Origin of the sequence: Bradyrhizobium sp. LA6.1, from assembly GCF_040547805.1 — a bacterium.
Taxonomy (GTDB): Bacteria; Pseudomonadota; Alphaproteobacteria; order Rhizobiales; family Xanthobacteraceae; genus Bradyrhizobium; species Bradyrhizobium barranii.
In genome coordinates, this window is record NZ_JBEPQK010000009.1 from 240,816 (window position 1) to 266,992 (window position 26,177).

The window sequence follows — 26,177 nt, forward strand, 5'->3', positions numbered from 1 at the left end:
ATGGTAAGATAGAAACGACGAGAGGGAGCTCGGAATGCCCGAAGAGTCTTGCTGCTCGCACGATGCGTGCTGCGGGGAAGCCGCCAAAGCCCGTGTGGAGGAAGTCGCCGCGTCAGGTTGCGCCGACTGCTGCTCGGCGGGCGTTCCGGTCTTCGACGGGCTCGATCCGCGATACAAGCGCGTGCTGTGGACCGTCATCGCCATCAACGCGGCGATGTTCGTGAGCGAAATGGCGGCGGGCCATTTGGCCGGCTCCCAGGCGCTCAAGGCCGACGCTCTCGACTTCCTCGCCGACACGGTCACCTACGGCCTGAGCCTTTCGGTGATCGGCGCGAGCATCAAGACGCGTGCCACCGCCGCGTTGTTCAAGGGGTTGTCGCTCAGTGCCATGGCCGCCTGGGTGTTCGGGTCAACGCTCTATCAGACCCTGGTCCTGGGGCTCCCGCGTGCGGAGCTGATGGGAGCGATGAGCCTGGCCGCCCTGGCAGCGAACCTGACTTCGGTTCTCCTGCTCGCGCGCTACAAGGACGGCGATGCCAACGTGCGCTCGGTTTGGCTCTGCTCGCGCAACGACGCGATCGGCAACGTCATCGTGATGGTCGCTGCCATCGGTGTATTTGGAACCGCGACGGCATGGCCCGATCTGGCTGTCGCTGCGGTAATGGCTGGAATCTTCCTGACCTCGTCGCTGCAAATCTTGCGGCAAGCATGGGCAGAGTATCGCGGCGGGCAAGCTGCCGTGACTGCCTGAGGGGGGCCTTTGCGCGCGATCCAAACGCGGAAAGGCCCCAGCCCGGGGCTGACCGGCTGAGGCCTTATGTGCTCACATTCTCATCCTTGGGACTTGAGACGCTAACGCGCCCCGTACTGGATCGTTCCGCAGGGCTCGGAATTATTTTGCCCTGCTGCCGGGAGGTGCGGCGTTCCTACGCCTTCTCCTCCCAGATCATCGCGAGATGCACGATCGTCTGCACCGCCTTTTCCATGTCCTGCCGGCTGACCCATTCGAGCCGCGAATGAAACGCGTGCTCGCCGGCGAAGATGTTGGGGCAGGGCAGGCCCATGAAGGACAGGCGCGAGCCGTCGGTGCCGCCGCGGATCGCGGTGCGCATCGGGCGCAGGCCGGCGCGGCGGATCGCCTCGATGGCGTATTCGAGGATGTGCGGGTGACGGTCGATCACCTGCTTCATGTTGCGGTACTGCTCCCGCACGTCGAACTTGTAGGTCGAGCGCGGATAGTCCTTCATCACGTCCTTGACGATGTTCTCGAGCAGGACTTCCTTCTCCTTCAGCCCCTCCTCGGTGAAGTCGCGCACGATGAAGGACAGCGTCGCCTGCTCAAGCGCGCCGTCGATGCCGATCGGATGCAGAAAGCCCTGCTTGCCTGACGTCGTCTCGGGCGAGCAGCCTTCCTTCGGCAGCCGCTCGACGATGGCGGCTGCGATCTTGATCGCGTGCTCCATCTTGCCCTTGGCGTAGCCGGGATGGGCGCTGACGCCGTTGATGGTGATGGTGGCGCCGTCGGCCGAGAAGGTCTCGTCCTCGACGCTGCCGGCGCTCTCGCCGTCCATGGTGTAGCCGAAATCGGCGCCGAGCTTCTTCAGGTCGACATTGTCGACGCCGCGGCCGATCTCCTCGTCCGGCGTGAACAGGATCTTGATGGTGCCGTGCTTCACATCGGGGTTGTTGATGAAGAAATGCGCGGCATCCATGATCTCGGCGACGCCGGCCTTGTTGTCGGCGCCCAAGAGCGTGGTGCCGTCGGTGGTGATGATGTCGTTGCCGATCTGGTTCTTCAGCGCGGGATGTTCAGTGAAGCGGATCACCTGGCTGGTATCGCCCGGCAGCGTGATATCGCCGCCGCGATAGTCCTTCACCAGCTGCGGTTTGACGTCCTTGCCGGTCACGTCGGGCGAGGTGTCCATGTGCGAGCAGAAGCAGATCACCGGCACCTTCTTGGTCGTATTGGCCGGGATCGTTCCGTAGACGTAGCCGAAGTCGTCGAGATGCGCGTCGGCGACGCCCATGGCCTTCAGCTCGGCGGCGAGCACGCGGCCGAGATCTTTCTGCTTCTCGGTCGAGGGCGAGGCCGGGGATTCCGGATCGGACTGGGTGTCGATGGTGACGTAGCGCAGGAAGCGTTCGGTCACGGTGTGCGAAAAGGAGAGGGAGGACATTTCTGGTCAAACCGCCGGGTCTTGGGGAAGCAAGGCTTGGGGGAAGCAGGCGGTATATCAGAAAAGCGGGCCGTGATGCGGCCGAACGAAAGCGGATCAGGCTTAACGAAACGTAGCTGCTAGATCGCTTCCTTGAGCTCCTTGACCGGGCGGAAGGCGACCTTCTTGCTGGCCTTGATGTGGATCGCCTCGCCGGTGGTGGGGTTGCGGCCGGTGCGGGCGGCGCGCTTGCGGACCTGGAGGATGCCGAGCCCGACGATGCGGACGCGGTCGCCCTTCTTGAGGTGTTTGGCGATCAGATCGACCATGTCGGTCAGGACGGCCTCGGCGTGCTTTTTCGAGAGGTCCTGGCTCTCCGCGACGTCAGCGGCGAGGTGCTTGAGCGTGATGGTGGCGGGAGCGGCTGCCTTCTTCGCCGAATCCTTCTTGGCCGAATCCTTCTTAGCCATGTCTGGCCTCCTCAATGACAGGGAAGCCCCGGAAAAGCCGGTAAAGCGTGGGGATCCCTCCAAGTCCTGGAAGGCGTAGACGATTCGGGCGCGGGCTGACTATGCCACGAGTTCCCGGCAGACGCCGGCAATGCCGCGAAAGGCTTCGAGAAGTTCGGGCTAAGACTATGAAGGGATTGCCAAAATGGCGCGAGAGACGGGGCTCGAACCCGCGACCTCCGGCGTGACAGGCCGGCGTAATGGCCCCCTATTTCAATCAGAGTTTCAACTTTCCGGGAACCGAAACGAGCCCGAAACAGGGCGAAGTTGAAACCCTCCAATAGCCGGGCCCTGGTCGTCTTTGACGGGTCTAATCGCACCCAAACACAACCGCACAACCAGATAAATCGCTTTTAAGTTGTGCACAGAACAAAAGAAGGCCGCCTCGATTGGCGGGCCGCCAGCCAACCCTCATTTTTGATGGTGCCCCCCCCCACTTTCCCTGAAAATTCGTATTTGGGTTTATGGCACCAAAACCACCAATCTTAAGAACGCACGCGGGTTGACCGGCGTCGAGGAGGCGACCTATCTCCTACGATTTTTCTTCGGCCAGCCCTTTAGTGCTTTGGCCCTGCCAACCCTACTGGATCTTTATGGATCCTAAGCGAGGAGGAGCGCGGGATGGTTATGCGGGACGGAAGTTACGTCGATGACCTCTACTATGCCGGCGGAGATTTTTATTGCCCCCACTTTTCCTGAAAATTCGTATTTGGGTTTATGGGCACCAAGTGACGGGAGGGATTGCGTGCAGCCACAGCTCAATTTCCACCACAACTTTCGCGAGCCAGTTCGGCTGGCGAACACCAATCTGTTTTACGACCCCGTTCAGGTCGACCGGCAACTGACAAAACTCCTGCTAGAGGGGATGATCAATATGAGACTTCTCGAAAAGCACCAGCCGCTCGGTGCTGATGTTGCCCTTGCCGACGTCGAGGTTTGCGAAGGCATAAAGTTGTTCGGCGTCCGCATTGTGCGGGCAACTGATGGATCGCATCGAGCATACGCGCGCGGGGCGGCGTTTTCGCCCGCGGTGGTCAAATCAATCTCATCTCTCGTTTTGAAGGGCGATTGCCAACGTGAGCAGTGCAGCTAAATCGACTGACGTCCTCGCCTCCATCACCCACCTCCGCCGCGGCCTGGCCGCGCAAGGCTATCGGGTCGTCCCATGCAAGGGCAAAGCCGCGGTCGTTAATAACTGGCAGCGCTCGCGGTGGTCCGCTGCGCAAATGGACGGAATCGCCCGCAACTATCCGGACGCCACAAATACGGGTCTGCTCTGCGGCGAACTTGTGGGGCTTGATGTCGATACACCGGACGCTGAGACGGCAGAGGCCGTCCGCGCGATGGTGATGGGGCTACCTGGCTCGGATAGGGCGCCGTTTAGAGTGGGCAAGGCGCCAAAGATACTATTCGCCTTCCGCGCGGCCGAGCCGCGCGAGAAGCGCGCCACAGGCGCCTACCTGATCAACGGCGCGAAGTGTCAGGTTGAGGCATTCGGCGAACGCACGCAATTCGTGGCATTCGGGACCCATCCGGAAACCGGCCGCGAATACGAGTGGCATAACGGCAGCCCCGCCGAAACACCATTGGCCGAGCTTCCAGCAATCACACCGGAAGCGATCGACGAATTGTTGGGCCGGGCAGAGGATTACTTCGCGGCACATGGCACTCTCATTAAGAAGCCCAGCTCTCCGACCAAGGGGGCCACACCGCGCGAGGCCGGCGACCACCCGTGGGCTGACATCAACAGCCGCGCTCTCGCAAGCCTGGACACTTGGGTGCAACAACTTGAACTCGACGATCTGCGCAAGTACCAGAGCGGCTTCCACTCGATTGCATCTTTCCGTCCGTCGATTAATGCGAAGGTGAAGAAGCGGGGCCGCGCGCTGAATATCCAGCCCAACGGCATTGTCGACTATTCAGCAGGAAACACCGGCTACTCGCCGATTGACATAGTTGCAGTCTGCCTCTGCTTGTCTCCGCCAGAGGCCGCCGAGTGGCTACGCAAGCGCGTAGGCGGTGGCGACGATACCAAACCGGTCAGCGTAGCCAGGCTTCTTACTCAACCAGAGAGGCGTGCCGCGGCGCGCGCCAGCCACAACACATATTGAAAGGCGATTGCTAAGTGCAAAACGCAATTAAAACCGACGCGCCTAATTCAACCATTGAAGTCGGCAACGCTGTTTCGGCGCTTGCGGCGAACGACAATATGATGCTGACGACCACAGTTCGCCACCCCGTCCAGCAGCCTGAAATAATCGATGCTCTTACCGAGGACGACGTCGCACGGCTATTCGCGGATGAGTATGCTGGCCAGCTCCGCTATTGTCATTCGACAGGTGCATGGTTCAGATGGAGCGGACAGCATTGGGAGCGGAACGATACGCATCTGCCTCTGCACTTCGTTCGCCTGCTTGCGCGCGACCTATCGCGCGGCGGGGAGAAGACGGAAAAAACCACAGTCCGCAAAAAGTCCTTCGCGAAAGGAGTTGAAACCTTCGCGCAGGCGGACCCGTTATTCTCTGTCACCATCAGTGCGTGGGACGACGATCCGTTTTTGCTGGGGACGCCGGCAGGAACGGTCGACCTGAGAAACGGGCGGCTCCGCAATGCAGATCCATCTGACGGCATCACGAAGCTTACGTCAGTTGCACCCGCTGCGCGTGCCGATTGTCCGTTGTGGCTCAAATTTCTGGAGGAAAGCACAGGCGGTGACGCGGAGCTTATTCGCTTTCTGCAGCAGTGGTGCGGCTATAGCCTGACCGGTGATACCCGCGAGCACGCGTTGATCTTCATCTATGGCGGTGGTGGCAACGGTAAATCAGTGTTCATGAATACCGCGTCCTACATTCTAAAGGACTACGCCACAATGGCGGCCATGGACACCTTCACCGCTTCGCGTGGTGATAAGCATCCGACCGATCTTGCGATGCTTCGTGGTGCACGACTTGTAACCGCCAGCGAAACGGAAGAGGGAAAAGCCTGGGCCGAAGCGCGCATCAAGTCGCTTACAGGCGGCGATGAAATTGCGGCGCGGTTTATGAGGCAGGACTTCTTTAAGTTCAGGCCAGCGTTCAAACTCTGTATCATCGGCAATCACAAGCCCGTGCTGCAGAATGTCGACGACGCCGCCCGGCGACGCTTCAACATCATTCCGTTTACGCGGAAGCCAGTGAATCCCGATCGGGAGTTGGAAGCGAAGCTGCGCGGCGAGGCGCCGGGAATTCTTCGCTGGATGATCGACGGCTGCCTGGATTGGCAGCAGTGTAACAGACTGGTGCGACCTACCTCAATTGTCGAGGCGACTGCGGCCTATTTCGATGAGCAAGATACTTTCGCGCAATGGCTTACCGACTGCTGCCATGTTGAGCAGGATAATCAGTACTTGTTCGCGCGAACAGCAGACCTGTTTGCCTCGTGGAAGCGATATGCCGAGAACGCGGGCGAGGCAGCACTAGGCGGCAAAGCGTTCGCTGAACGCATGCGGCGGCATGGTTTTACGTCGAAGCGGAGGGCAACCGATCGCGGATTCACGGGGATCAAACTGACGGGAGAGCATCGCTACCAGTGAGCAATGACACTATGACGCATTATGGCGCCAGCTTCCGCATCCCCAGATTATACACGTGGTATGCCAGACCCTCTTTTCGAGTGCATATCGCGCGCACGCGTGAGTGGGATACCGAGATTGGTGTCATGAAGCGTCATAGTGTCACCACACGCCCACCGGGGTAGGGGCCATTCCGAAGTTGCCAGCCCACGTTCCCGCCTACCGGCCGCACATTCGCGCGCTACATCCCGCAGATTTCGAGGAAAATTTTGGCCTTTGTTACCTTTCGAAAACCTGCGGGATGACGCGTGCAACTTGGCGAGCGGTAGGTGGAGGCGACCGCGTCAGAGCCTGAACCACCCCCTGGAGCGGTCCTTTCCCTTGGAGCAAGGCACCAAACAAACCAGTGGCAGAATTCTAGTCCGAGTTTTGATATCAAAAAGAGTCGGTGCGTTTGGCATTCGGCGCCACTAACCACTAACCCGATCGAGCCGCACAAGCGGCCAGATCTGACCAGCTCATCACAGGAGGGCGCATTGACGCTAGCACTGGCGTTTCTAACCATGTGACCGAATCTCAGATAAAGAAAAGCCGCCCGAAGCCGGGCGGCCAGTTCTTAGTTGTCCAACTGCTTACTTCTTTAGGGCATCCGCCGCATCGCGCGCGGCATCTTTTACGTCGCCTGCGGCATTGTGTGCTGAGCCCTTGGCTTTATCCATCTTGCCTTCGGCTTCCATGCTCTTATCACCAGTGAGCTTACCGGCGCCTTCTTTGATGGCACCCTTTGCTTTATCAGCGGCACCTTTCACGTGTTCGCGATCCATACCGTATCCTTCCCTGTGACATTAGGCACGACAACGGCTCGCTCGTGTGGCCGTTCCTATGGAACTAAAGGTGTGGTTCCGCTAGGTGCCTCAGCTGAAGAAACTGCGGAGTCGTAAGAAGTCGCTGTTCGTGCGGGCGGTCTTGACTCACGTGATCCTCGATGATCGTCGGAACTGCAAAGCCTGTAGAAGGTCAGTCTGGAAGACGTAGCCTAGCGCCGCACAGCGACTAGGTTCGAAGGGCCACTTGCAGCGGCGCACGCTCTCAACCATGGCAATTGAGCATGTTCCCCTTGGCCGAAGGCTGCGAGTTCCTGTTCCTCGATGGCGGCTGGGTTCCCCGTAGGTTTGACATACCCGCTCTTTGACGAAACCGTACACCCTGCTCAGCGTAGGCATGTTGGTGCAGAGCGGCTCAATGGCGCGGCTGAGAATTTTGGACGTCATGCCCCTGCCAGTGCCGGTCACGCAAACATACCGGCAAGCGGGCGAGTCATTTTGCGGGACTAATCTTCGTCAGACGTGACATTCACATTGCGGCGGTGGGCTTGCTCGATCGAGGTGGCTTTCGGAACGTTGCACTGCACAGCATGTTGACGTCTCGCCGAGGGGGCGACCAACCATCCTTGGAGTGCCAATGAGCAAGCGTAAACCAGCGACGTCAAAGCATACCCGCGGACCGAAAACAGTCGCGAAGGCCCAACGGTCTGCTCAGGCTATTGTCAGAAGCCCGAAAGCGAGTGCTTCGCCTTCCATTGCCGCAGACGCGAACCAACCTCCTGCAAAGCGTCCTCAGGTGTCCCAAGAAGACACCCTCGTTGAAAATTCGCCGCCGCCTTTTGTTGAGACCGCCTTCCAGGAGACAGAGAACGATTCAAGGAAAGAGATTGATTTTTTGTCGTCGGCCAGCGCAAACATGCGGGCTTATCAAGCGATGCTACTGGAAATGGCACAAGCCAACATGCAACTTGCGATCGAATACGCCCAAAGGCTGGCAACAATTAGGTCGCCCCTTGACCTTCCCGGCCTAGTTGCAGAGTTCACTAGCAAGCGGATCGCAATGTTCCGGAAGCATTCGGCAGAGATGGTCAAATTAGGTACCAAGCGATGACCTTCTAAGACCAAGACCTAATGCCGTTCTTCTTAGGCCGAGCGCTTATTGGATTGCGTGGCTCACTCCTTAGCTTTTACGCGCATGAACCGGGTGCAGTACCCCGTAACCCACTGATCATTCGCTCGCTAGCCGACGATCCGCGTGCTCTGCACGCGTTGTTGGCGTCGCGCTCGGTGAAAGACCGCACGTTTCCAGCCTGAATAGCTAGCTTTCTTGCAGCCTTCCATACCGCCAAAGATTCGACCCGACCATCATCATGCTCGCTAGTGTCAGTCGATATCCCTACGCAAAGGCAGGGACCGACGGCAACTTTGCCTTGTTCAAGCGGCGACCAAGCGGCGATGCGCAGACGCAATATCCCGCTGAGGTCGTAAGCAGAAGCTCGGGGAGGGGTGTCCGATTTTTCGGCCAGAAACAGCCAAAGAAAACCGGCGGCCCCGGAAAATTCGCGCATCCACAATTCAGAATATGGGGTATCTTAGGTTGTACTGCATATTAACGCGCGAGCTGCGCGCAAATGTGCCGAGATCAGCGCTCGGTATTCGAATAATAGTTCCTTCATGAGGCCGCTAGCAATCGATCCGATCGGCTCGGAGCGGTCTCCGATCGATCTCCGCGGAGGACATCGGCGCGTTGCTTGGCGGTGTCGCGAGGAGACGTTAGCGGCCGCTGGCGGCCCGATCCGCAGCCGCCTGAATCCGGATATTTTCGTAGAGACGGAGGACGCTCTCGTCGCCCATCAGAGCCGAGGGGAATGGGCCGCTGCGGATCGCGCCAACGTTCGTCCTCGAACTAATCTCGGAGCAGAATGTCGGGTTGCGGGTATCGAGCGGACTCGGGGGCTGGCTGCATGAGACACGTGGCCGCGGACGAGACTGCTGGCGACAGCGACGCAGATCCGCAAATTCCCCGAGGGACAAGGCGTAAGGCCGCCTCGGTTGGCGACCTCTATCATCATTGCCACCACGTCAGTGAATAGGTTTGCTCGGTGTGTTTGCGTCGCTGTTGTCGCTGGTCGAGAAGGTGATGCCTGAGCCCCGCCAATGTCGCGCACCGATATGCTCAAATTCGCAGCCAGCTATCCGGCGTTCGTCAAACTCGCACCAATCCGCCTCTGGTTGCGAGCTAATGAGCCACGCCTTACACGCCGTGTGACCGTGGACAAAGGCCAGAAGTCAGCTGCATGACCGAAGGCCAGATGGAACTCAACCGTCTTAGTATTGTTTTACCTCAACCCTCCAGCAGTCGGCGGGCTGGATAGGACCCGAATGGAAAAATCAGACCGCTTCGATGCTGCACAATCCAGCGAGGGGCGTTATCGGCTACTTGTTGAGGCGATCACCGACTACGCGATCTATATGCTGGATCGCGACGGGCATGTCACCAGCTGGAACCCGGGGGCGAAGCGCTTTAAGGGCTATGAGGCCGAGGAGATCATAGGGCACCACTTCTCGACATTCTATACGGAGACCGAGCGGGAGCAGAAAGTGCCTGCGTTGGCGCTGGAGGAGGCGGAGCGAACCGGACGCTTCGAGCGAGAGGGTTGGCGTGTGCGCAAGGACGGAACGCAGTTCTGGGCCCATGTCATCATTGACGCGATCCGTTCGCCTAAGGGCGAGCTTGTAGGTTTCGCCAAGATCACTCGGGATCTGACCGAGCGAAGGGCTGCCGAGGCCAAATTACGCGAAAGCGAGCAGCAGTTCCGGCTAATGGTCCAAAGTGTGACGGACTACGCCATCTACATGCTGGACGTGGAAGGCAACGTGGCGAGTTGGAACGCTGGAGCCCAGCGCATCAAGGGGTACGCTCCCGAAGAGATCATCGGTCGCCACTTCTCCAATTTCTATACGGAAGAGGATCGCGCCGCGGGCCTCCCGCGAACAGGCCTGCAGACCGCATCCCGTGACGGACGGTGGGAGCATGAAGGTCAAAGGGTACGAAAGGACGGCACTCGCTTTTGGGCGCATGTCGTGATCGACGCGATTCGAGACGACGACAGGAAGCTCGTAGGATTCGCCAAAGTGACCCGGGACATTACAGAACGGCGTGAGGCGGAAGCCGCGCTCCAGGCGGCGCAAGCAACGATGATCCGATCCCAGAAGCTGGAAGCGATCGGCCAACTTACTGGCGGCGTTGCCCACGACTTCAACAACTTGCTGCAGGTCATCAGCGGAAATCTGCAACTGCTTAGGAAAGATATCGCTGGTAATGCCCGGGCCGAGATGCGGGTCCAAAACGCCCTCGGAGGTGTGGCCCGAGGTTCTAAACTCGCCTCTCAACTGCTTGCCTTTGCAAGGCGACAGCCGCTGGAGCCAAGGGTAGTGAACGCGGGCCGTCTCATCAAGAACATGGATGAGATGCTTCGTCGCGCCCTCGGTGGGGAGATCGAAGTCGAGACGGTCGTCGCAGGTGGGCTGTGGAATAGCCTCATCGACCCGGATCAACTGGAAAATGCGGTCCTGAATCTTGCGATCAACGCCCGCGACGCGATGAACGGCGAAGGCCGGCTGACGATTGAAGCAAGTAATGCCTTCCTCGACGACGAATATGTCCGCCAGCATGACGAGTTGTCTGCGGGACAATACGTGATGATCGCGGTGACCGATACAGGCACCGGAATTCCGCCGGATATCCTGGAACGGGTCTATGAGCCATTCTTCACAACCAAGGCGGAGGACAAGGGTACGGGCCTGGGCCTCGCCATGGTTTACGGCTTTCTCAAGCAGTCCGGCGGACACGTGAAAATCTACAGCGAGGTAGGGGCCGGGACCACGGTGAAGCTGTACTTCCCGCGAGAGATGGCATCCGAAGATACTCTGGTGGGGGCTCCGACCGGCGAGGTTCAAGGCGGAGTGGAAACTGTCCTCGTGGTTGAGGATGACGATGAGGTTCGCGAGGTCGCGGTCTCGATGCTTACCGAGCTCGGCTACCGCGTGGTCAAGGCGCGAGATGCAGCGAGCGCACTCGTCGTTGTCGACAGCGGCATTCCAATAGACCTTATCTTCACCGACGTCATGATGCCTGGCAGCCTGCGTAGCCCGGACTTCGCAAGAAAAGCCAAGGAGCGTTTGCCAAACGTCGCCGTACTTTTCACATCCGGCTATACTCAGAACGCCATCGTGCACGGCGGGCGGCTCGATCCCGGGGTGGAACTCCTGGCCAAACCTTACACGCGCGAGGCGCTCGCGCGGAAAATCAGACACTTGCTGGCTAATCAAGCTCAAAGGCGCGTCGCTCAGGGATCGCAACACTCGGCCAACGAAAAGTCTTTCAAGGACGCGACCGTGTTGCTCGTCGAAGACGACGACCTCATCCGCCTGACGACAACAGAGATGCTAAACGATCTTGGATGCAACGTAAAAGAGGCCAGCACGGCTCAAGAGGCCTTGAAGATCCTGGATGAGCACCCCGTGGACATCTTACTAACTGATGTCGGACTCCTGGGAGTTTCCGGTCTAGAGCTCGCAAGGAATGTCTATGCGCGCCGGCCCGATCTTTGCCTAGTTCTCGCGACAGGTGACAGCGGATTGAAATCTGAAGCCGCGCGATTGGGCGCAATACTCGTCGTGAAGCCTTACACTCCGAAGTCTCTTCGTCAGGGTTTGGAACAGGCGATGAACAAGCGTCGCTGAATAGATAGGTCTCACTGGGTGAAGCAACTTAACCCCATGCGCTTTCAACATTGACCGCTATACGATATTCAAAGTCCACGCTGGCTGGCTGGGTACGCCGAATGTGAGGTTAACGCTGCGCCGAATTACAGAAAGGCCGGCGCAACGTCCGATTTGGCACAAAGCCGACCTTTTTGGGAAAGCCCGCGACGATTAGTTTTGACTCCAGGCGGACTACATCTCATCTGAAGACCAAGAACGTGGCACTGGTCAGCGCACTAACTGTGGCGTGAGATTTTGACGCAACTAGCGATGTAAGAATCACCCAGTCCTTGAATGAAGGCTCAGCACATCCACCGCAAACCCAGAGAAATGTCCAATCGGCGGTGCGTCTCGCGCTCTCCGGAAGATATCGGCTCAACACGGATGCCTTGATCGGGCTGGCGGACTGCCAAACGACTTCGAAGGTACCCGTCGCCGCCGGCTTCGAGAGATGATGATTGGTATTCATCACCAGCTCAAAACCACTTGGCGCCCCTTACGCGTTGTCCGTACATGGCTTGCCGGACCGCCTCGACATCGACCGTGCCGGCTTGGCTGACCGCCTGAGCCCGCATCCTGAAGCCGATGTAAGTCGCCTCCTTTTGACCGTTGGTGGTCGTGTCGCGTTGTTCGTTGAACTCCGTCCACATTCTGATGAACGCGTCGTTTTCGACCGATTTGACAGACTGGAAGTATTCCGTGCCGCCAGGTGCCCGGCGAGTTTGCCGAGGTCGACACTGCGCAACTCATGTTCGCTGACGGAGAGGGCCATGAACTGGATCTGACGGGCATCTACCTGTTGCTTGATCAATACCCCAGCGACCGTCGATATCATTGCGGTCTTTGGTCCAGCTGTGCCTAAAGCCTACCTCGCGCATTGGCTTCCCTGCGGCCGTTAGCGAATTACGGACATCGCGGGCTATGATTATACGCCCTATCGCCACTCCGGCCCAAGTTCCTAAATCTTACGTTTGACTGGTCGACACGCCGATTGCTAACGAGCGGTTCTTTTCTCCGGGTCATCCCGGCGCTGCGCCATCTCTGTGTTTCGGTCGAGCTGCGCACGCTCGCTGCGGCGCAACCTTCCCGTCTTCATAACGCCATACAGAATTGTGCCACCCAAGATGAAGGCGCCGATAAACATCATCCAGAGCGCCGTCACTGAGGTATCGCCGAGTAGCATTCCGACGCCACTATTTCCCATTTTCGCTCTCGCTGTTTGTCTCAAGAACCAAACCCGCATCGGAGCGGAGGTTCCTGGGGAGCTCGCAGCAAGCCTTCCGACTCGAAATCCCATCTCTTTTTGCAGCCCCCAAAGGTACGTTGGCGATCGGCAAGCCGTTTTCGGTCGACCAGTTGAGGGCTAAATTGCGGATCGCGGCTCCTTTAGCGACCAAGCCAGCTTGTACGGTCTCGGCGCTTAGGCACAATTCATGAGGCCCGATGTTAGAAACGAATGGAGGACCACCCGACCGAACACACTGAGGGCGATGTGCTGGACAAACTCCGGCGCCACATCCGCATTTTGGTCGATATCGGTCGTCTTTCGGTTGAAGACCCCGGAGCAGAACGCTTCTTGGACCAAGCCGTGCTGCAAATTGCCCGAGCCGTGGAAATCCACCATGTTAAGGTGCTTCAATATCGTCCAGACACGTCCGATCTTCTGTTGATTGTGGGAGTCGGCTGGAAGGATGGTGCCGTCCGCACCGCCACGCTGTCGGCCGACCTCCGCTCGCCGCCTGGCCGCGCCTTCCAAACGGCCGAGCCTGTCAGCATCAGAGATTTCGCCGATCAGAACGAATTTGTTCGTTCCGAGTTCTTGGCGGAGCATGGCATTGTGGCTGTCAGCAACGTCCCGATCCTCATCGGCGGCGCCGCATGGGGCGTGCTGGAGGTGGACAGTACAAAGCCGAGAGACTTCTCGCAGGATACGACCGAGTTTCTGACCGCCGCCGCCGCGCTGATAGGTGCTGTGCTCCGTCGCGGTGCGCATCCGGACGAACATGCAAGCCTTATGGCTGCGGTCGCGGAAGCTAAAAAGGGGCAGATCTTGCTTCGAGAGATGCAACATCGGGTCAAGAACAATTTTCAGCTCGTCCTGTCCTCGATTTCCATCCAGAAGCGCCGCTATCTTGATCCAGAATCACACCGCGCTCTGGACCACGTGGCCAGCCGCATCAACGCCATCTCGCTCGCACATGATCAGCTTGCCCCTCGCCAAGAAGGGCAGATCGTCAGACTTTCCCATTACATCCGGGCTCTTTGCAGCGCGATCCGGAATCAGGTGGATGAGGTTGAAGTAGACGTCGAGTGTGACGAACTCGAGTTGGCGATCGACCGCGCCCTCCCGGTTGGCCTCATTTTAAATGAGACTGCGATGAACAGCATCAAACATGCGTTCGGTGCAGAGGGAGGCAGGATCAGCGTAAGTTTAGTGGGAGGCGTCGGCTACGGCGAGGCCCGATTGACAGTGACCGACAACGGTCGCGGCATTCAACATCCTAACGAAAACGGGTCGGGCCTTAAGCTGATTATCTCTCTGGCGAGACAAATTGGCGGTACCGTCGACCAGACCAGCAGCGACGCGGGTACAACAACAACGCTTACATTCCCTTTGATATCGTAAAGTGGGACCTGCTGAGGCAGGCACGGGATAGGCGGCGCCTCGGCTAGTCGGCCGAGGGTACACCTGCGGACCACAAGCCCACATCGTCGCTGAGGTGGGGTAGTCGGGTTGTGACCCGTCAGCGAAGTAGCGTCGCACCTCGTTGAGGTCCGCTCAGTGAGGCACGGCGGACTAGATTTGCTCAGGTTGAGTTCTTCGCATCTTGAACCGAAGCGGACCACAGTGCCGACGCGGGTGAAGCGGTAAAAGCAAGGCCCGGCCTGAAATCACAGGCCCCGTGCCTGCGTGTTTTCGCTGGGCAATGGACGTCTGTTACAACACCTCAGCACGAACCTGGGCGACGCCACGGTTGGTAAACCCCAAGCTACGCGCGGCGGCGAGCGAGAGGTCGATGACGCGACTGCGAATCCATGGTCCGCGATCGGTGATACGAACGACCACCGATTTGCTGCTCTTAGGGTCAGTAACGCGAACATGCGTGCCGAGCGGCAGATTGCGATGAGCTGCAGTTAGCGAATCCCGATCGAACGTTGTGCCGCTTGCTGCAGCTTTCATCGACGACGCCGCAATCGCGAGGTCGAAAAAGCCCTGTGACGTCTGAAAAACCTTAAGTTTGCGAGGCATTCAGGTCCAATAATCCGCGATGCAGCTTGGTTCCCGATCTTGGAAGGTCAGTTCCGAAATTGGAACGTCCGGGTCTGGAGTTCGTTTAGCCGGGATAGGAGAAGCGCCATGATCCTCGAAAGCTTCGATCGCCGCACACTTGCAAGCATGGAAGCCGTTCTCGAACAGCTCTGCCAAGGCAGGCCGGACGGCGTCAATCATGAACTGAGATCTTTCATCGCGGACAGCCTTGTCCAGTGCGCAAGGAAGGGGCAGACAACGCTCGGCGCCTTGACCGAAGCAGGAGAAGCCGCGCTGGCACGCTGGGCAATCTCGGACAGGAAACAGGCTTGAGCCAAGCTAGCGGATCGCGCGGTCCTCAGCCTGGGACGCGGCGGCTTCCTTACCGGCGCGAGGTAGCCAGCGCCATACGCCCAGCACGTTGATCAAGAGAAGCGCAGCGTTCTGGATGATGAGCGAGCTCTTCGGCTCAATTATCCCGTCGGCGATCCAGGCGATCGATGAGGCAATAAAGAGAGCGAACCCGCAGACGGTAATGCGCGCATTCCAGTTCGCCGCCACCATGGCGGCGGCGATAATCGTTATGGCGGCTGCCACCGTCCTCAATACTTCAAGGCTCATGCTTTGCTGCTCAAAAAGAGGGCCGCCTTCCGGGGCGGCCCTCTTACGTTTCATGTTGCTAACGGGTTAAGCGGCTTTCCGGTTCACGCTGCGCAGCGCCATCGTATTGAGCTTCTCGTCCGTCGCCTTCTCCTCATCGAGGTTCTGCTGCAGGACTGAGGCGCAGTCATCGCGGCCAAGCATCTTGGCCCATGCAATCAGGGTGCCGTACCTCGTGATTTCATAGTGCTCGACGGCCTGGGCCGCCGCGATCAGCGCCGCATCCAGCACCTGCTTGTCATCGATATCGCCCGCGACCTCGCTGGCTTCCTTGAGGATGCCATCGATCGCAGGGCAATCCACGCCCTTCGCCTGGGCGCCGTGCATTTCGAAAACCTTCTCAAGCCGGGTGATCTGGCCCTTGGTTTCGGAGAGATGCGTCTGAAAGCCGTTCTTGAGGCTGGGATCGCTCGCTTTCTCGATCATGTCCGGAAGGTTCTTCGCGATCTGCTGCTCGGCGTAATAGATATCTTGCAGCGTATGCACGAAGAGGTCGTTCAGCGTCTTTATGTCCTTGGTAAAAAAGCCCATGACGTCCTCCTGTTTTTCTGCTCTGCAAACAGCCGGTAAGGGAGAGCGTTCCTAATCTTACAGCGGGATGATTTCCTGGGCGCGAATGACGATCTCTTCCTGCGAAAGCTCGCGTTCCAGCCGCTCTGGCAGGGATAGGCCCTGGCCGGGCACCCGGACAAAGCTTGTCGCGCCGCCGAATTTTCCGGTCATTTCTTCCAGGAATTCCTCGAACCAGCTTTGCGAAACCGGCTCTCCGTCTCCTCGCTCTTTCGGCAGGAGAACCTGCACGAGGTAGGCTTTACTCATGATACGAGCTTGCCCTGGCGCTGCCCGGCCAGCTGCCGAGAAGCGTTTCGGTCGTGACGCACTCCACCTGCTGCCCGAAGCGGTTCAAGTAGATATTCATCATGGAGTCGTGCGTTTCGTCAGCCGAGCTGCACAGGGCGTCGGTGACAAGAATGACGCGGTAACCCCAGTCGACGGCGCCGAGCACGGTCGCCAGCACGCAGACATCGGTCTCGCCGCCGGTGATGATGATCGTATCGACATGAGCCGCGCGAAGCTGCTCGTGGAAATCGCTCCCTGTCCAGGGCGAGTAAACGTGCTTGTCGAAGATGCGTGCGGGCGGAACGAACTGCGCGAGATCCTGGACCAGACCGATCATCTTCGGGCCAAGCTCGTCGATGGTCATCGAACTCCAGCGCTCGTAGTAGTGGCGCCACATTCCCGCACCATGGCCGGGACTCTGCGCCGGAATGAGGCGGGTGAAGATGGTCCGCTCGGGATGGGCTGAGGTGATCGCGACGACGTTCGGCAGAACCCGCGGGAGCCACGGCATCGTCCAATCCGTGCCTTGCGCGAACATCCTCTGCATATCGACGCAGATATGAACCGCGTTCCGCGGTGCGCCGTGGCGCAGCTGATTTCCCTTAGACATTGACCATCCCTTAAAAAGCAAGCTCCAACCCAGGTCGAGAGAACTTGGTTCCTCCGGCTTGCGACTACGCTACAACGCGGGAAGCCGTTTTTGATGTCCATCGGGCAGCATGACCCGCGCATGATCGCCGGCGGCTACCTGTCCGCCAGCCCGCACGACGCCCAGGACGCCGCATTTGAATGCTGGACCAGTTTTTGCCGACGACACGACTTGCTTTTTCAGCCCGGTCCTGAAGCGGTCGATTAGCACGCAGGGCGTCCGCAGGCCGGTCAGCTCCACGATAGCCGTAGGTCCGAGTTCGATGCGCGTCCCGAGCGGCAAGTTTTCCAGATCCAGGCCCACCGTGGTGATGTTTTCGCCGAGTTGTCCGGGTCCTATGTCGTAACCTGCTTCCCGGACGGTCGCAAAGAGCTCGCTGGGGATGAGGTGCACTTGACGTAGGTTGGGCAGGCGAGGGTGGCGGCGAGCAAGATATCTGTGCCGTACAAACTCGCCGGCGTGGGCGTCGCCTTCGATCCCCACGCCATCTACGAGCAGAATGTGGTCTCGCAGCGGCTTGCTGAAACGGTGCCCGCGATCGGCAGCGACTATGCCTTCGACGGAAGCACGCGATACGACCTTACTCAAGATCGCGCCGCTCCCACGGTGTCCGCCATCTTGGCGCCTCTGACGCCGAGCGGCTTGGGTCGACCGGTGGTGGTGTCGCGGGCGGTCTGGTGCTCCATCTCGGCGTTGAGTTCTGCTCCGAGCAGGATCACGATGGCCGAAATCCAGAGCCAGGTCATGAAGCCGATGACCGCGCCCAAGGATCCGTAAGTCTGGTTGAAGCTGCCGAAACTCGCGGCGTAGAAGGAGAAAAGCCCGGACGCGGTGAGCCAGAGCAGCGTGGCGGCCGCACTGCCCCAAGTGATCCAGGTCCATCGCGGGGCCTTCCGGCTGGGTCCGAACCGGTAGATGCAGGAGATGGCGAGCGCGAGCGCCACGAAGAGTACCGGCCAGCGGCCGATCCGGATCAGGAGATCGGTGGCGTTCGATAGACCGACGTACTGCAGCACGACCGGAACGACGACGACCCCGCTGAGGGCAGCGAGGACGAAGACGATCGCACCAATCGTGAATCCTAGCGACATCGCGTTCAGCCTGAAGAAGCCGCGCTTTTCCTGCTCGCCGTAAACGATGTTCAAGGTGTCGAACAGCGACTTCATGGCGGCATTCGCGCTCCAGAGCGAGATCACCAGGCCGATCGCGAACGTGAATCCGAGGGTCCGGTCGCCTTTTGTCGCAACGCGCGTCAGTTGCTCACGCGCCACGTCGATGGCCCCGCCGGGTATGAAGCCGGCGACGTCGTCGAGGTGTTTGGCGATAACGTTGGGGTCGGCAAAAAGGCCGTAGATGGCGACGAGGGCCGCGATCGCGGGGAAGATCGCGAGCAGGCTGTAGTAGGTCATACCAGCGGCGAGGGCGAGGATGCGGTGGTCGCCGATGTTGCCGTAGACGCGCCAGAGGATGTCCTTCCACCCCCTGGCCGGGATCTCGGCCGGAGAGGTGGCTTGGCGTCCGTGGTCTCCGTTCTCGGTCGCAAGGCGCGAAGGCGAGGTGTCCCGCTCTGCCCCGCGATGTTGGGGGAGCGCGTCATCGCCCTCAGGCGGGCTGGCTTGGTCGGGTGGGATCATACGGTCCCACAGGAACGCGACGGCCATGAGGCCGAGCGCCGCTGCGAGACTCAAGCTGGTTCCATCCGTGCGTGCAGCTGTCTTTTCGATTTCGGCCATGAACGTTCTCCCGCACTTCCAATCATGGCCGGGAAAGAGCGTTCCTGTCCGGTGTCCGCGAGCGCCGCCTAGCTCAGGTTATTCGCGCGGCAGGAGGCCGAAGCTCTCCCTGGCCGTATAGGTCACCGCTTCGATCTTGTTACCGTCCGGATCACGCACGAACGCGCCGTAATAATTTGCGTTGTATTTCTCGCGGATGTCCGGGGCGCCTTCGTCGGTACCCCCTTGAGCCATCGCGGTCTGATGAAAGCGCCGCACGGTCTCCCGGTCGGGGGCCTGAAAGGCGACATGGACGCCGTTGCCCGGCGCCGCCGGGCGGCCGTCGACTGGAGCTACGATGCTGAACACGATGTCGGATGCACCGTAATCCAGTGACGTGGCGGAGATCTTGATCAGCCGTAAGCCGACCAGCGACATCAGCGGATCGTAAAACGCTCTTGCTCGCTGGATGTCGTTACTCCCAAGGGATACATGATGGATCATTGAGCCGGCCCTTTTTGAGTAGTTGTCGATCGCGAGCGTGTGGCGCGTAAGCTTCGGCTGCGATAGTCGTTAGAAGGTCAGCTCTCCGCGGGAAGAAGGGGCATGGTGAACGTAAATCGGGTCTCGTCCGTCGTCGAACTCACGGTTAGCGCGCCGCCATGGGCCTTGGCGATCTGTGAGGCGATGTAGAGGCCAAGCCCAAGGCCCTGACGGCTCGCATGGTTGCCCCGAAAAAAGGGCTCGAACAGCTTCTCCATCGCCGCCGCCTCGGGGATGGGCTGGCCGACATTGGATACCCATAGTTCGAAGGACTCGCCTCGCGTCTCTCCGTGAACGAACACCGGTTTGCTCGAAGCTCCGTGTGTCAGTGCGTTTCCGACAAGGTTCGAGAGCAGCTGTTCCAGGCGCGAACGGTCGCAATTCACCGGGCGGTCGATTTTGAAATCGGCATGGATGACGCGGCCGGGCGAGGCCAGTCTCAGTTCGTCAACGACCCCTACGAGCACCGGCTCAAGCGGTTTCCCCTGGTCGCGATTCAGACCGATGCCGCCGCCCAGCCGGCCGCGGGCGAGATCGAGCACATCGTCGATCAGCCCCGCCATCCGCATGACCGTGGTCTGCATCATCGCGATGACCTGATGTTCTTTCTCGGTCTGGGCCGTTCTGTCGAGAATGCGGGCGCCGGCGCTGATGGATGCTAGCGGGTTGCGCAGATCGTGGCCGAGCACCGCGATGAACTGCTCGCGCAGCTCATGTGCTTCGTGCTCACGCTGCAGCCTCTCCTCTGCAATTTGGCCTGCGGCCTTCGCAAGTTCGCGCGTTCCGAGGAGCTCCTGTTCGTAGCGGCGGCGGTCGGTCGCTCTGATGAGCGCCAGGCTGATGGAGAGGGGTTTGTCTTGCGCGTCTCGCCGTTCCTTCGCGTTGGCGATCATCTGCAGCGGTTGCCCGTTGGCCTTGATCACGTCGATAGCAAACTCCTCGAACGAGACTTGCATCCGCAGAAGCGGCGCGATGTGCGTCTCTTAGTAGATGCGCCCTGCCATCGTGGGGAAGTCGCTGAAGCGCTTTCCGACCATCTCGTCGGCGGTGTGGCCGCTCCAGCCACGGAAGGTCCCATTCACGTATTCGATCCGCCCGCCGGGCTTAGTGTCAACGTTGACTTCCGCGCACTGCGTTTCACCGAGCCTCCAATCCCTTTGACAACAACGGGTTGCGCCGCCGGTTCCATTTTTTAATTAGAACCAAGGACCCGCTTGGGAGTTGTGGAATCCCGAATCCAAACCGAGCGGACAGATGGCCTTTGTCAACGTGAAACCGACAGATGCCGACGTGCGGATCGCGCGGGCGGTAGCGCGGCATACCAACCATCTTACGGAGACGGTCTCCCGCGGATTGACCTGGGGCGCCGACGAAAAGATCCTGCTGGCCTTGGCCGCGGCGGGTTGGGTGGTTACGCGCACGCGAAGGGAGTCGGTGCGTCGCGCCGGCGACCATGCCCTGCTTGTGGCGGCAACCGCGTCGGTTCTGCCGCATCTAATGAAGTCCGTCTTCGACCAAACCCGTCCGGACCGGAAGACCGTGCTGGGGCACCTCAACGGAGTTTCATTCTCCGGCAAACGCAAGGATGCCTTTCCGTCCGGGCACGCGCTGCATATGGGCGCGCTCGCCTCCGCTGCCGGCCCGTTGCCTGCGGGGCTGCGCCGCGCGATCCGCGCGCTGGCGGTCGGCCTCTGCGTCACGCGCATCGTCGTGCTGGCGCACTGGGCGAGTGACGTCGTCGCGGGCTTCGCGCTCGGTGCGGTTCTCGAGCGAATGCTTCGCCCGTTGACCGGCTATCCGGCCAAGGAGCCGAGATGAGCGAGTACGTCATCCGTTTCCTGATCGGAGGCGCCGTCGTGTCGGCGTTCTCCATGCTGGGCGACGTGCTGAAGCCCAAGAGCTTCGCCGGTCTGTTCGGGGCGGCGCCATCCGTGGCGCTGGCGACCCTCGGCATAGCGATCTACCAGCACGGGGCCGGCTACGCCGGCTCGCAAAGTAAGGCCATGATGGCCGGCGCGGCCGCGCTCATGGTCTACAGCGTCTTCGTCTGCCAGCTTCTGATGCGCACTCGGATGCGGGCCTTGCCTGCGTCCCTACTGTCGATCGTCGTCTGGTTGACCGCGGCCTTCGGTCTCTGGGCGCTTTCGGGAGGACATGCGTGACGATCCCGATCAAGGTCTCGCTCTCGTCGCTGCACGAAGGCCGCTGGTACGAATACCTTGTCCGATTCGCGCTGGGCGGTGCTGCGACCGTGTTCACGGGCCTCGTCAGCAGCCGCTGCGGAGCTTCGGTCGGCGGGCTTTTCCTCGCGCTGCCGGCGATCTTCTGCGCGAGCGCGACCCTGATCGAGTCGCACGAAATCCGGCGCAAGAAGGAGGCGGGGCTCGAAGGAAGGCGACGAGGGCAAGAGGCCGCAGCGCTGGACGCCGCCGGTGCCGCACTGGGCGCGTTCGGCATGCTGGCGTTCGCCGCTGTGTTCTGGGTCCTTGTCGAATGGAGCGTTGCGGGCACTTTTATCGGCGCATCGCTGTCATGGCTGGCTGTCGCTGTGGCGGCCTGGTTCGTGCGGCGCCGATTCCGCCTCGTGCGCTCGGCTCGACGGAAAAGCGGCTCCGCGATGTCGCGGAGCCGCTGAGTGTGACAGAGGATTTCCGGTTACGTGGCGTCAGAGGCCTTGGCATTCACGCCCTTGCGGAGCGCCACCGTGTTGAGCTTGGTGTTCGCCGCTTTCTCCTCGTTGAGGTTCGTGGTCAGGAAGCGCACGATCTCGTCGTGGCCAAGTTCTTCGGCCCAGGCGATCAGCGTGCCGTAGCGGCACATTTCGTAGTGCTCGACGGCTTGGGCGTTGGCGACGATGGCGGCGTCCAACACGGCCTTGTCCTCGATCTCGCCGGCGGTCTCGTCGGCTTCCTTGATGATGCCGTCGATGGCGGGGCACTTGGTGCCGCTCGGCTCCTTGCCGAGCTTCGCAAAGGCCTTCTCGAGCCGTTGGACCTGCTTGTTGGTCTCCTCGAGATGGCTCTTCAAACCGGTGACCAGATCCCGGCTGGTCGCCTTGTCGATCATCTTCGGCAGCGCTTTCAGGATCTGCTGCTCGGCGTAGTAGATGTCCTGCAGACCGTGGATCAGCAGGTCGTCCATCGTTTTGATGTCCTTAGTGAAGAAGCCTATAATTCGATCTCTCCTCTCGCAATGATGGCAATGGAACGCGCTGCGGTCTTCGGCGGTTCCCCGTCTGCGACAAAGGACGGAGAGAACGATGGACAGGACCGAGACCTTCGCGGCGCTGCTAGGGCGGGCGGCCATGGACGTGTGGGGTGACATGCCGCGTGAAATCCAGGAAGCGCTTTTCGAGACGGCGATGAAGGGTCGCGAGCTGGATCGCGAGGAGTTCGCCCGGATGCTTCACGACAGGCAGAATCCGAGCCTCATCTTGGTGAGGCCTGCAAGCTAGAAGGGCTCCAGGTGAGAGACGTTCGAGGACGAAGCTCTCTTCCGCCTAATGATCCGCCGGGGCCCGTCTCATTGGGCGCAATTCAACGCAGCCGCCAAAATAAACAGGAACAGTCTCGGGCAAGGCGGGGTTGGCGCCGATAGACGAGGAAGTGTTCTGGACGAGCGGAAGGAGCAGCAAATGGACAACGAAGGAAAATCATCAAAAGCGGGGGAACTGGCCGCTGAAGGCTTGCGCGAGGCAACCGCCAAGGAGGAAGCGAAAAACGAGAGCGAGACGGGGCACGATCTAGCCAAGGGGGCCGATCGCTTCGAAGAACGCTCCAAAAGCTCCGATGGAAAAAGCGCAGAAGAAAAACAAAAAGGGTAAATGCAAATAGCAGACTCGGCGCAACGTTTCCTAGTGGGGCCTCAAGGTGAGCGTCGTTGTTTTGCGGCGTCGAAGACTAGCCGCCGGAGATGCTGTGACTACCTGCAGAGCGGGGCGGGAACAGTCGCCCCCCTCTCTCGTTGAAGGCAATGGCGGAAAGAACTCTTTACGAAAGCTCGAACGGCGACATCTGGCGGCTAGTCCGTCAACCGCACACCGGAGTTCCTGTGGTCGCACATCGGCCGAATGCTGCCTCCGGCGGGCGGGCGTCCCTCATCGAGATCGGACAATTCCGACGCGCCGGCAGCAGCGGACCTGAACATCAGGCTTTGCTGGCGTTGATAGGCACCTTGGTACAGGACTGACGCCTGTGGCTGGAGGGCCGCCATGTTCTTTTTCTTCTCCAACCGGCTCGGCTGCCTCGGCTCGCTTCTGATCTCGGCCCTCGTCACGGTCGCGCTTCTCTTCATGTTCGGAATGCTCAGGTTCTGAGAACTGCCCTCTTGATCGGAGGCGCGAGGATGCGTGTGGGCTGAAGTCAGCCTTGTGGCTTGCTCTGTCAGGCCTCTCCCGGTCCGCTGAAGATCGAGGTCGGTGGGGTCGTGCGGGGGACCGGCAGGGGGCGCTCGGCGAGCCGCGGGCCCCCGCCCGCGCGGCCGCCCTTGACATCGTAGCTCTCGGCGAGCTTCAGCAGGCGTCGCCTGGTGAAGGGGTCGGCCCTGTCTGCGAGGTCGCGCACGCGCTGGGCCAAATCACTGTAGGATACCTGCTCCATCGAGCACCTCCGGCCACCATTTGCGAGCATTTCAGGACGGGCGCGAGGTCGCCGTCAAGACGAGATCACAGGTTTCATACCTTTTGCTGTTTCCGCTTGAGGCGGGCGGCTGCGCGGGCCTCAGCTCGTCGGTGGCAGGGACACCATGACGATACGGCATCCGATCCGGAGGCGTACCCGGAGTGCGGGCGGCCACTAAAGCTCGTGCCTGGTGAAGAGGGCAACGGCCGCGAGCGCTACGTCTGCTCCTACTCGAGCAGGATCCGCTGCACAATCCCGCCACCCGGAGGTGGATCGGTACCTTGAAGCCGCCGAGCGAATCCTAGCCGGCGTGTGTGCTCGGGCGGGCTTCGCGTATGTCGGCGGGCTCGTCTACTCGACCATATCTTCCTTCACGCCGCGGGCCACGATGCGCAGCGCCCCGTCCGGAAGAGGTCGCTGCAGCTTCAGCGCTTCTTCCGCCGGCGCGGCCATCCACGTCTCGACCTCGTCGGGTGTCGTCAGGATTACCGGCATCGCCTTCCGGTGCACGCCGCCGACTTCGGCGTTCGGCTCCGTCGTCAGGAACGCGAAGAGATCGTTGTTGGACTCGCCTTCCTTCACCTTCCGGACTGAGGTCCAATTGGCCCAGATGCCGGCGAAGCAGGCGAGGGGCCGGGTCTCGTCAAATGCGAACCAGATGTCGCCGCCTTCCTCCTTGTTGAACTCGCTAAACGAATTGAAGGGCACCACGCAGCGATGCTCCGCACCTAGCCAGCGCGTCCAGTGCTTCGACTTCACGTTTCGGATGTTGGTTGTGCCGGAATCCGGCTCCATTCGGAGAAGCTGCTTGAAGTCGACCGGCTTGCCCTTCGCCTCCAGCTTCGCAGCGCGTTTCTGGGTCGCCTTCAGAAGAGCCTGCTGCGACGACGGCATGCCCCAACGCGCGGTTGCGAGCTCGCGGCCATCGATACCGGTCCGGACGATGGGCGCCTTGTAGTCGGGAAAGACGCCGGGCATCGGCGCGAGATTGCCGACGTATCGGTTGACTACACGAAACAGCTCGCTGATGGCGATCTGGTTGGTAGTGATCGAGTAGAGATTGCACATGTCAGGTCGGTTCAGTCGTGTGACGGGGCCGCTGCGCCAGCTGCCGCAGCGTCGCAGTGGGACCCCGCCGCCGCGGGGCGGGTCGTCGTCGTCGCCGTCCAATTTGCGCAGTGCCGCAAGGATTTCCGCGAGCCGGACCGGGCGGCCCATGCCGGGAATCTCGCGCAAGGCCGGCGAGGATTCGACTGCGAACGTGTCGGAGGCCCACGACGACAGGACGACCCGCTTCTCGGGAGCGGTCAGCTCCTGGTCGTTCAGGACGTCGTCCGGAGACGCGTAGTGCGCGGCCGGATGGAATAGAGGGTGGTGAGTGCAGGAATTCGTGTTGGCGTTGGTCATTGGTCGTCTCCCTTTTACGCTCCTTTCCAGGGAAGGTTTGAATGCGGGCGGCGGACCAACCACCGCCCGCATGGCCGTCAGGCGGCCTTCTTCTGCTCGATCTGGGGCGAGGAAGCCGTCGCGCCCGCGATCTGGATCCGGCGGGGTTTCATGGCTTCCGGGACCTCGCGGACGAGATCGATGATCAGGAGGCCGTCGCGGAACGCGGCCTCCTTCACCTGGACGTAGTCGGCGAGGTTGAAGACGCGGCGGAAGGGGCGCGCGGCGATCCCTTGGAAGAGATATTCGCTCGCCGGCTTCTCCGGCTTCCGGCCCTCGATGGTGAGCGCGTTCTGCTCGGCCGTTACGCTGATATCGTCGGCGCCGAAGCCCGCGACGGCGAGCGTAATCCGGTAGTGGTCTTCGCCGGAGCGCTCGATGTTGTAGGGCGGATAGTTGTCGTCGCTCGCCTGACGAAGCGCGCTATCGACCAGGCCAGCCAAGTGGTCGAAGCCGATGGTGGAGCGCCACAGGGGCGCGAAGTCGAAGGTCGTCCTCATATCCAAGTCCTCCTAGGAGCAAGATGGTTACGAAGGGACGCAAGTCGGCGGTCCGAGGACCTGCCGGCCGGCGCCCGCGCCGGGCCCAACCTGGCGTCCGGCACACCGCTCTCGCGGCGAAAAATGAATTAGAAAAACGAAAAGAGGTTTCA

At 60.5% G+C, this 26,177-nt stretch carries 31 protein-coding genes; 13 read left to right on the forward strand and 18 right to left on the reverse strand.

Annotated elements, in window-relative coordinates; all coding sequences use genetic code 11:
- The first annotated feature begins 34 nt into the window (after positions 1 to 34).
- Positions 35 to 751, forward strand: a complete 717-nt coding sequence (locus ABIB99_RS23575; protein ID WP_071913348.1) for a cation efflux transmembrane domain-containing protein — start codon at positions 35 to 37, stop codon at positions 749 to 751.
- Positions 752 to 926: 175 nt separating this feature from the next.
- On the opposite strand, the gene pepT is transcribed toward ABIB99_RS23575, so the two are convergent.
- Together pepT and ABIB99_RS23585 are read right to left on the reverse strand one after the other, a co-directional pair.
- Positions 927 to 2,177 carry a peptidase T gene (pepT, locus tag ABIB99_RS23580; RefSeq protein ID WP_063982967.1) on the reverse strand — a complete coding sequence of 417 codons (1,251 nt, stop codon included), beginning with the start codon at positions 2,175 to 2,177 and terminating at the stop codon, positions 927 to 929.
- A 119-nt stretch (positions 2,178 to 2,296) separates the two neighbouring features.
- Positions 2,297 to 2,626: an HU family DNA-binding protein gene (locus ABIB99_RS23585; protein WP_063982968.1), complete on the reverse strand. Its 330-nt coding sequence runs from the start codon at positions 2,624 to 2,626 to the stop codon at positions 2,297 to 2,299.
- A gap of 784 nt (positions 2,627 to 3,410) precedes the next feature.
- Here ABIB99_RS23585 and ABIB99_RS23590 point away from each other — a divergent pair.
- Genes ABIB99_RS23590 through ABIB99_RS23600 form a run of 3 tightly spaced genes read left to right on the forward strand, consistent with a single transcriptional unit; the run spans position 3,411 to position 6,236 of the window.
- Positions 3,411 to 3,758 carry a hypothetical protein gene (locus ABIB99_RS23590; protein ID WP_247457566.1) on the forward strand — a complete coding sequence of 116 codons (348 nt, stop codon included), beginning with the start codon at positions 3,411 to 3,413 and terminating at the stop codon, positions 3,756 to 3,758.
- Positions 3,742 to 4,776: a bifunctional DNA primase/polymerase gene (locus tag ABIB99_RS23595; protein WP_247301949.1), complete on the forward strand. Its 1,035-nt coding sequence runs from the start codon at positions 3,742 to 3,744 to the stop codon at positions 4,774 to 4,776. Before ABIB99_RS23590 ends, ABIB99_RS23595 begins: the two co-directional genes overlap by 17 nt.
- A gap of 14 nt (positions 4,777 to 4,790) precedes the next feature.
- Positions 4,791 to 6,236, forward strand: a complete 1,446-nt coding sequence (locus ABIB99_RS23600) for a phage/plasmid primase, P4 family (RefSeq protein WP_247301947.1) — start codon at positions 4,791 to 4,793, stop codon at positions 6,234 to 6,236.
- A gap of 611 nt (positions 6,237 to 6,847) precedes the next feature.
- Here ABIB99_RS23600 and ABIB99_RS23605 read toward each other — a convergent pair.
- Entirely contained in the window at positions 6,848 to 7,039 is a 192-nt protein-coding gene (locus ABIB99_RS23605) for a CsbD family protein (protein ID WP_038937369.1), read from the reverse strand.
- A gap of 637 nt (positions 7,040 to 7,676) precedes the next feature.
- Here ABIB99_RS23605 and ABIB99_RS23610 point away from each other — a divergent pair.
- Both ABIB99_RS23610 and ABIB99_RS23615 read left to right on the forward strand, forming a co-directional pair.
- On the forward strand, positions 7,677 to 8,150 hold the full coding sequence (locus tag ABIB99_RS23610; RefSeq protein WP_212455072.1) for a Phasin protein: 474 nt from the start codon (positions 7,677 to 7,679) through the stop codon (positions 8,148 to 8,150).
- A gap of 1,271 nt (positions 8,151 to 9,421) precedes the next feature.
- Positions 9,422 to 11,785 (forward strand): hybrid sensor histidine kinase/response regulator, encoded by a 2,364-nt coding sequence (locus ABIB99_RS23615; protein WP_247302596.1) that lies wholly within the window; start codon positions 9,422 to 9,424, stop codon positions 11,783 to 11,785.
- Between the two features lie 497 nt (positions 11,786 to 12,282).
- Here the strand turns inward: ABIB99_RS23615 and ABIB99_RS23620 are convergent, their stop codons facing one another.
- Both ABIB99_RS23620 and ABIB99_RS23625 read right to left on the reverse strand, forming a co-directional pair.
- On the reverse strand, positions 12,283 to 12,456 hold the full coding sequence (locus ABIB99_RS23620; RefSeq protein ID WP_247302598.1) for a transporter substrate-binding protein: 174 nt from the start codon (positions 12,454 to 12,456) through the stop codon (positions 12,283 to 12,285).
- Positions 12,457 to 12,800: 344 nt separating this feature from the next.
- Positions 12,801 to 13,010 carry a hypothetical protein gene (locus tag ABIB99_RS23625; RefSeq protein WP_247457569.1) on the reverse strand — a complete coding sequence of 70 codons (210 nt, stop codon included), beginning with the start codon at positions 13,008 to 13,010 and terminating at the stop codon, positions 12,801 to 12,803.
- Positions 13,011 to 13,298: 288 nt separating this feature from the next.
- On the opposite strand from ABIB99_RS23625, the gene ABIB99_RS23630 reads away from it, so the two are divergent.
- On the forward strand, positions 13,299 to 14,432 hold the full coding sequence (locus ABIB99_RS23630; protein WP_247302603.1) for a sensor histidine kinase: 1,134 nt from the start codon (positions 13,299 to 13,301) through the stop codon (positions 14,430 to 14,432).
- A 312-nt stretch (positions 14,433 to 14,744) separates the two neighbouring features.
- Here the strand turns inward: ABIB99_RS23630 and ABIB99_RS23635 are convergent, their stop codons facing one another.
- On the reverse strand, positions 14,745 to 15,056 hold the full coding sequence (locus ABIB99_RS23635; RefSeq protein WP_049803044.1) for a septal ring lytic transglycosylase RlpA family protein: 312 nt from the start codon (positions 15,054 to 15,056) through the stop codon (positions 14,745 to 14,747).
- A gap of 108 nt (positions 15,057 to 15,164) precedes the next feature.
- Between ABIB99_RS23635 and ABIB99_RS23640 the strand changes: the two genes are divergently transcribed.
- Complete coding sequence (locus tag ABIB99_RS23640) at positions 15,165 to 15,389, forward strand: hypothetical protein (RefSeq protein WP_063982871.1); 225 nt, start codon at positions 15,165 to 15,167, stop codon at positions 15,387 to 15,389.
- Between the two features lie 6 nt (positions 15,390 to 15,395).
- Here the strand turns inward: ABIB99_RS23640 and ABIB99_RS23645 are convergent, their stop codons facing one another.
- The 8 genes from ABIB99_RS23645 to ABIB99_RS23680 all read right to left on the reverse strand — a co-directional run bounded on the left by ABIB99_RS23645 (position 15,396) and on the right by ABIB99_RS23680 (position 20,416).
- On the reverse strand, positions 15,396 to 15,731 hold the full coding sequence (locus ABIB99_RS23645; protein ID WP_071911101.1) for a hypothetical protein: 336 nt from the start codon (positions 15,729 to 15,731) through the stop codon (positions 15,396 to 15,398).
- 12 nt (positions 15,732 to 15,743) lie between these two features.
- Positions 15,744 to 16,247, reverse strand: a complete 504-nt coding sequence (locus ABIB99_RS23650; protein WP_038936050.1) for a YciE/YciF ferroxidase family protein — start codon at positions 16,245 to 16,247, stop codon at positions 15,744 to 15,746.
- Between the two features lie 57 nt (positions 16,248 to 16,304).
- Positions 16,305 to 16,517, reverse strand: coding sequence for a hypothetical protein (locus ABIB99_RS23655; protein ID WP_354177672.1), 213 nt, complete (start codon positions 16,515 to 16,517; stop codon positions 16,305 to 16,307).
- Between the two features lie 10 nt (positions 16,518 to 16,527).
- Positions 16,528 to 17,166, reverse strand: coding sequence for a cysteine hydrolase family protein (locus ABIB99_RS23660; protein WP_247457570.1), 639 nt, complete (start codon positions 17,164 to 17,166; stop codon positions 16,528 to 16,530).
- 69 nt (positions 17,167 to 17,235) lie between these two features.
- A complete protein-coding gene (locus ABIB99_RS23665; RefSeq protein WP_247457571.1) occupies positions 17,236 to 17,793 on the reverse strand; it encodes an MOSC domain-containing protein in 558 nt (185 codons plus the stop codon).
- Positions 17,790 to 18,938, reverse strand: coding sequence for a YihY/virulence factor BrkB family protein (locus ABIB99_RS23670; protein WP_247302610.1), 1,149 nt, complete (start codon positions 18,936 to 18,938; stop codon positions 17,790 to 17,792). The genes ABIB99_RS23665 and ABIB99_RS23670 overlap by 4 nt, the downstream gene beginning before the upstream one ends.
- A gap of 78 nt (positions 18,939 to 19,016) precedes the next feature.
- Positions 19,017 to 19,421: a VOC family protein gene (locus tag ABIB99_RS23675; RefSeq protein ID WP_247302612.1), complete on the reverse strand. Its 405-nt coding sequence runs from the start codon at positions 19,419 to 19,421 to the stop codon at positions 19,017 to 19,019.
- Positions 19,422 to 19,498: 77 nt separating this feature from the next.
- Positions 19,499 to 20,416: a sensor histidine kinase gene (locus ABIB99_RS23680; RefSeq protein ID WP_247302614.1), complete on the reverse strand. Its 918-nt coding sequence runs from the start codon at positions 20,414 to 20,416 to the stop codon at positions 19,499 to 19,501.
- Positions 20,417 to 20,714: 298 nt separating this feature from the next.
- Here ABIB99_RS23680 and ABIB99_RS23685 point away from each other — a divergent pair, with 298 nt between their 5' ends.
- From ABIB99_RS23685 to ABIB99_RS23695, 3 genes are read left to right on the forward strand one after another with little or no spacing between them, the layout of a single operon-like run.
- The gene (locus ABIB99_RS23685; protein ID WP_063982877.1) at positions 20,715 to 21,278 is read left to right on the forward strand and encodes a phosphatase PAP2 family protein; all 564 of its coding nucleotides are present in this window, start codon (positions 20,715 to 20,717) and stop codon (positions 21,276 to 21,278) included.
- Positions 21,275 to 21,622 (forward strand): DUF3147 family protein, encoded by a 348-nt coding sequence (locus ABIB99_RS23690; RefSeq protein ID WP_247302616.1) that lies wholly within the window; start codon positions 21,275 to 21,277, stop codon positions 21,620 to 21,622. Before ABIB99_RS23685 ends, ABIB99_RS23690 begins: the two co-directional genes overlap by 4 nt.
- Positions 21,623 to 21,624: 2 nt before the next feature.
- The gene (locus ABIB99_RS23695) at positions 21,625 to 22,095 is read left to right on the forward strand and encodes a hypothetical protein (RefSeq protein WP_038937345.1); all 471 of its coding nucleotides are present in this window, start codon (positions 21,625 to 21,627) and stop codon (positions 22,093 to 22,095) included.
- A 20-nt stretch (positions 22,096 to 22,115) separates the two neighbouring features.
- Here the strand turns inward: ABIB99_RS23695 and ABIB99_RS23700 are convergent, their stop codons facing one another.
- Entirely contained in the window at positions 22,116 to 22,631 is a 516-nt protein-coding gene (locus ABIB99_RS23700; protein ID WP_247302686.1) for a YciE/YciF ferroxidase family protein, read from the reverse strand.
- An 88-nt stretch (positions 22,632 to 22,719) separates the two neighbouring features.
- On the opposite strand from ABIB99_RS23700, the gene ABIB99_RS23705 reads away from it, so the two are divergent.
- Positions 22,720 to 22,914: a hypothetical protein gene (locus ABIB99_RS23705; protein WP_038937343.1), complete on the forward strand. Its 195-nt coding sequence runs from the start codon at positions 22,720 to 22,722 to the stop codon at positions 22,912 to 22,914.
- Positions 22,915 to 23,094: 180 nt separating this feature from the next.
- Positions 23,095 to 23,283 carry a hypothetical protein gene (locus ABIB99_RS23710; RefSeq protein WP_038937342.1) on the forward strand — a complete coding sequence of 63 codons (189 nt, stop codon included), beginning with the start codon at positions 23,095 to 23,097 and terminating at the stop codon, positions 23,281 to 23,283.
- Positions 23,284 to 23,842: 559 nt separating this feature from the next.
- On the opposite strand, the gene ABIB99_RS23715 is transcribed toward ABIB99_RS23710, so the two are convergent.
- The 3 genes from ABIB99_RS23715 to ABIB99_RS23725 all read right to left on the reverse strand — a co-directional run bounded on the left by ABIB99_RS23715 (position 23,843) and on the right by ABIB99_RS23725 (position 26,025).
- Positions 23,843 to 24,058 (reverse strand): hypothetical protein, encoded by a 216-nt coding sequence (locus ABIB99_RS23715; RefSeq protein ID WP_247302618.1) that lies wholly within the window; start codon positions 24,056 to 24,058, stop codon positions 23,843 to 23,845.
- Between the two features lie 372 nt (positions 24,059 to 24,430).
- Complete coding sequence (locus ABIB99_RS23720; RefSeq protein ID WP_247302620.1) at positions 24,431 to 25,147, reverse strand: SOS response-associated peptidase; 717 nt, start codon at positions 25,145 to 25,147, stop codon at positions 24,431 to 24,433.
- A 416-nt stretch (positions 25,148 to 25,563) separates the two neighbouring features.
- Complete coding sequence (locus ABIB99_RS23725) at positions 25,564 to 26,025, reverse strand: Hsp20 family protein (protein WP_038959803.1); 462 nt, start codon at positions 26,023 to 26,025, stop codon at positions 25,564 to 25,566.
- Between the last annotated feature and the right edge of the window lie 152 nt (positions 26,026 to 26,177).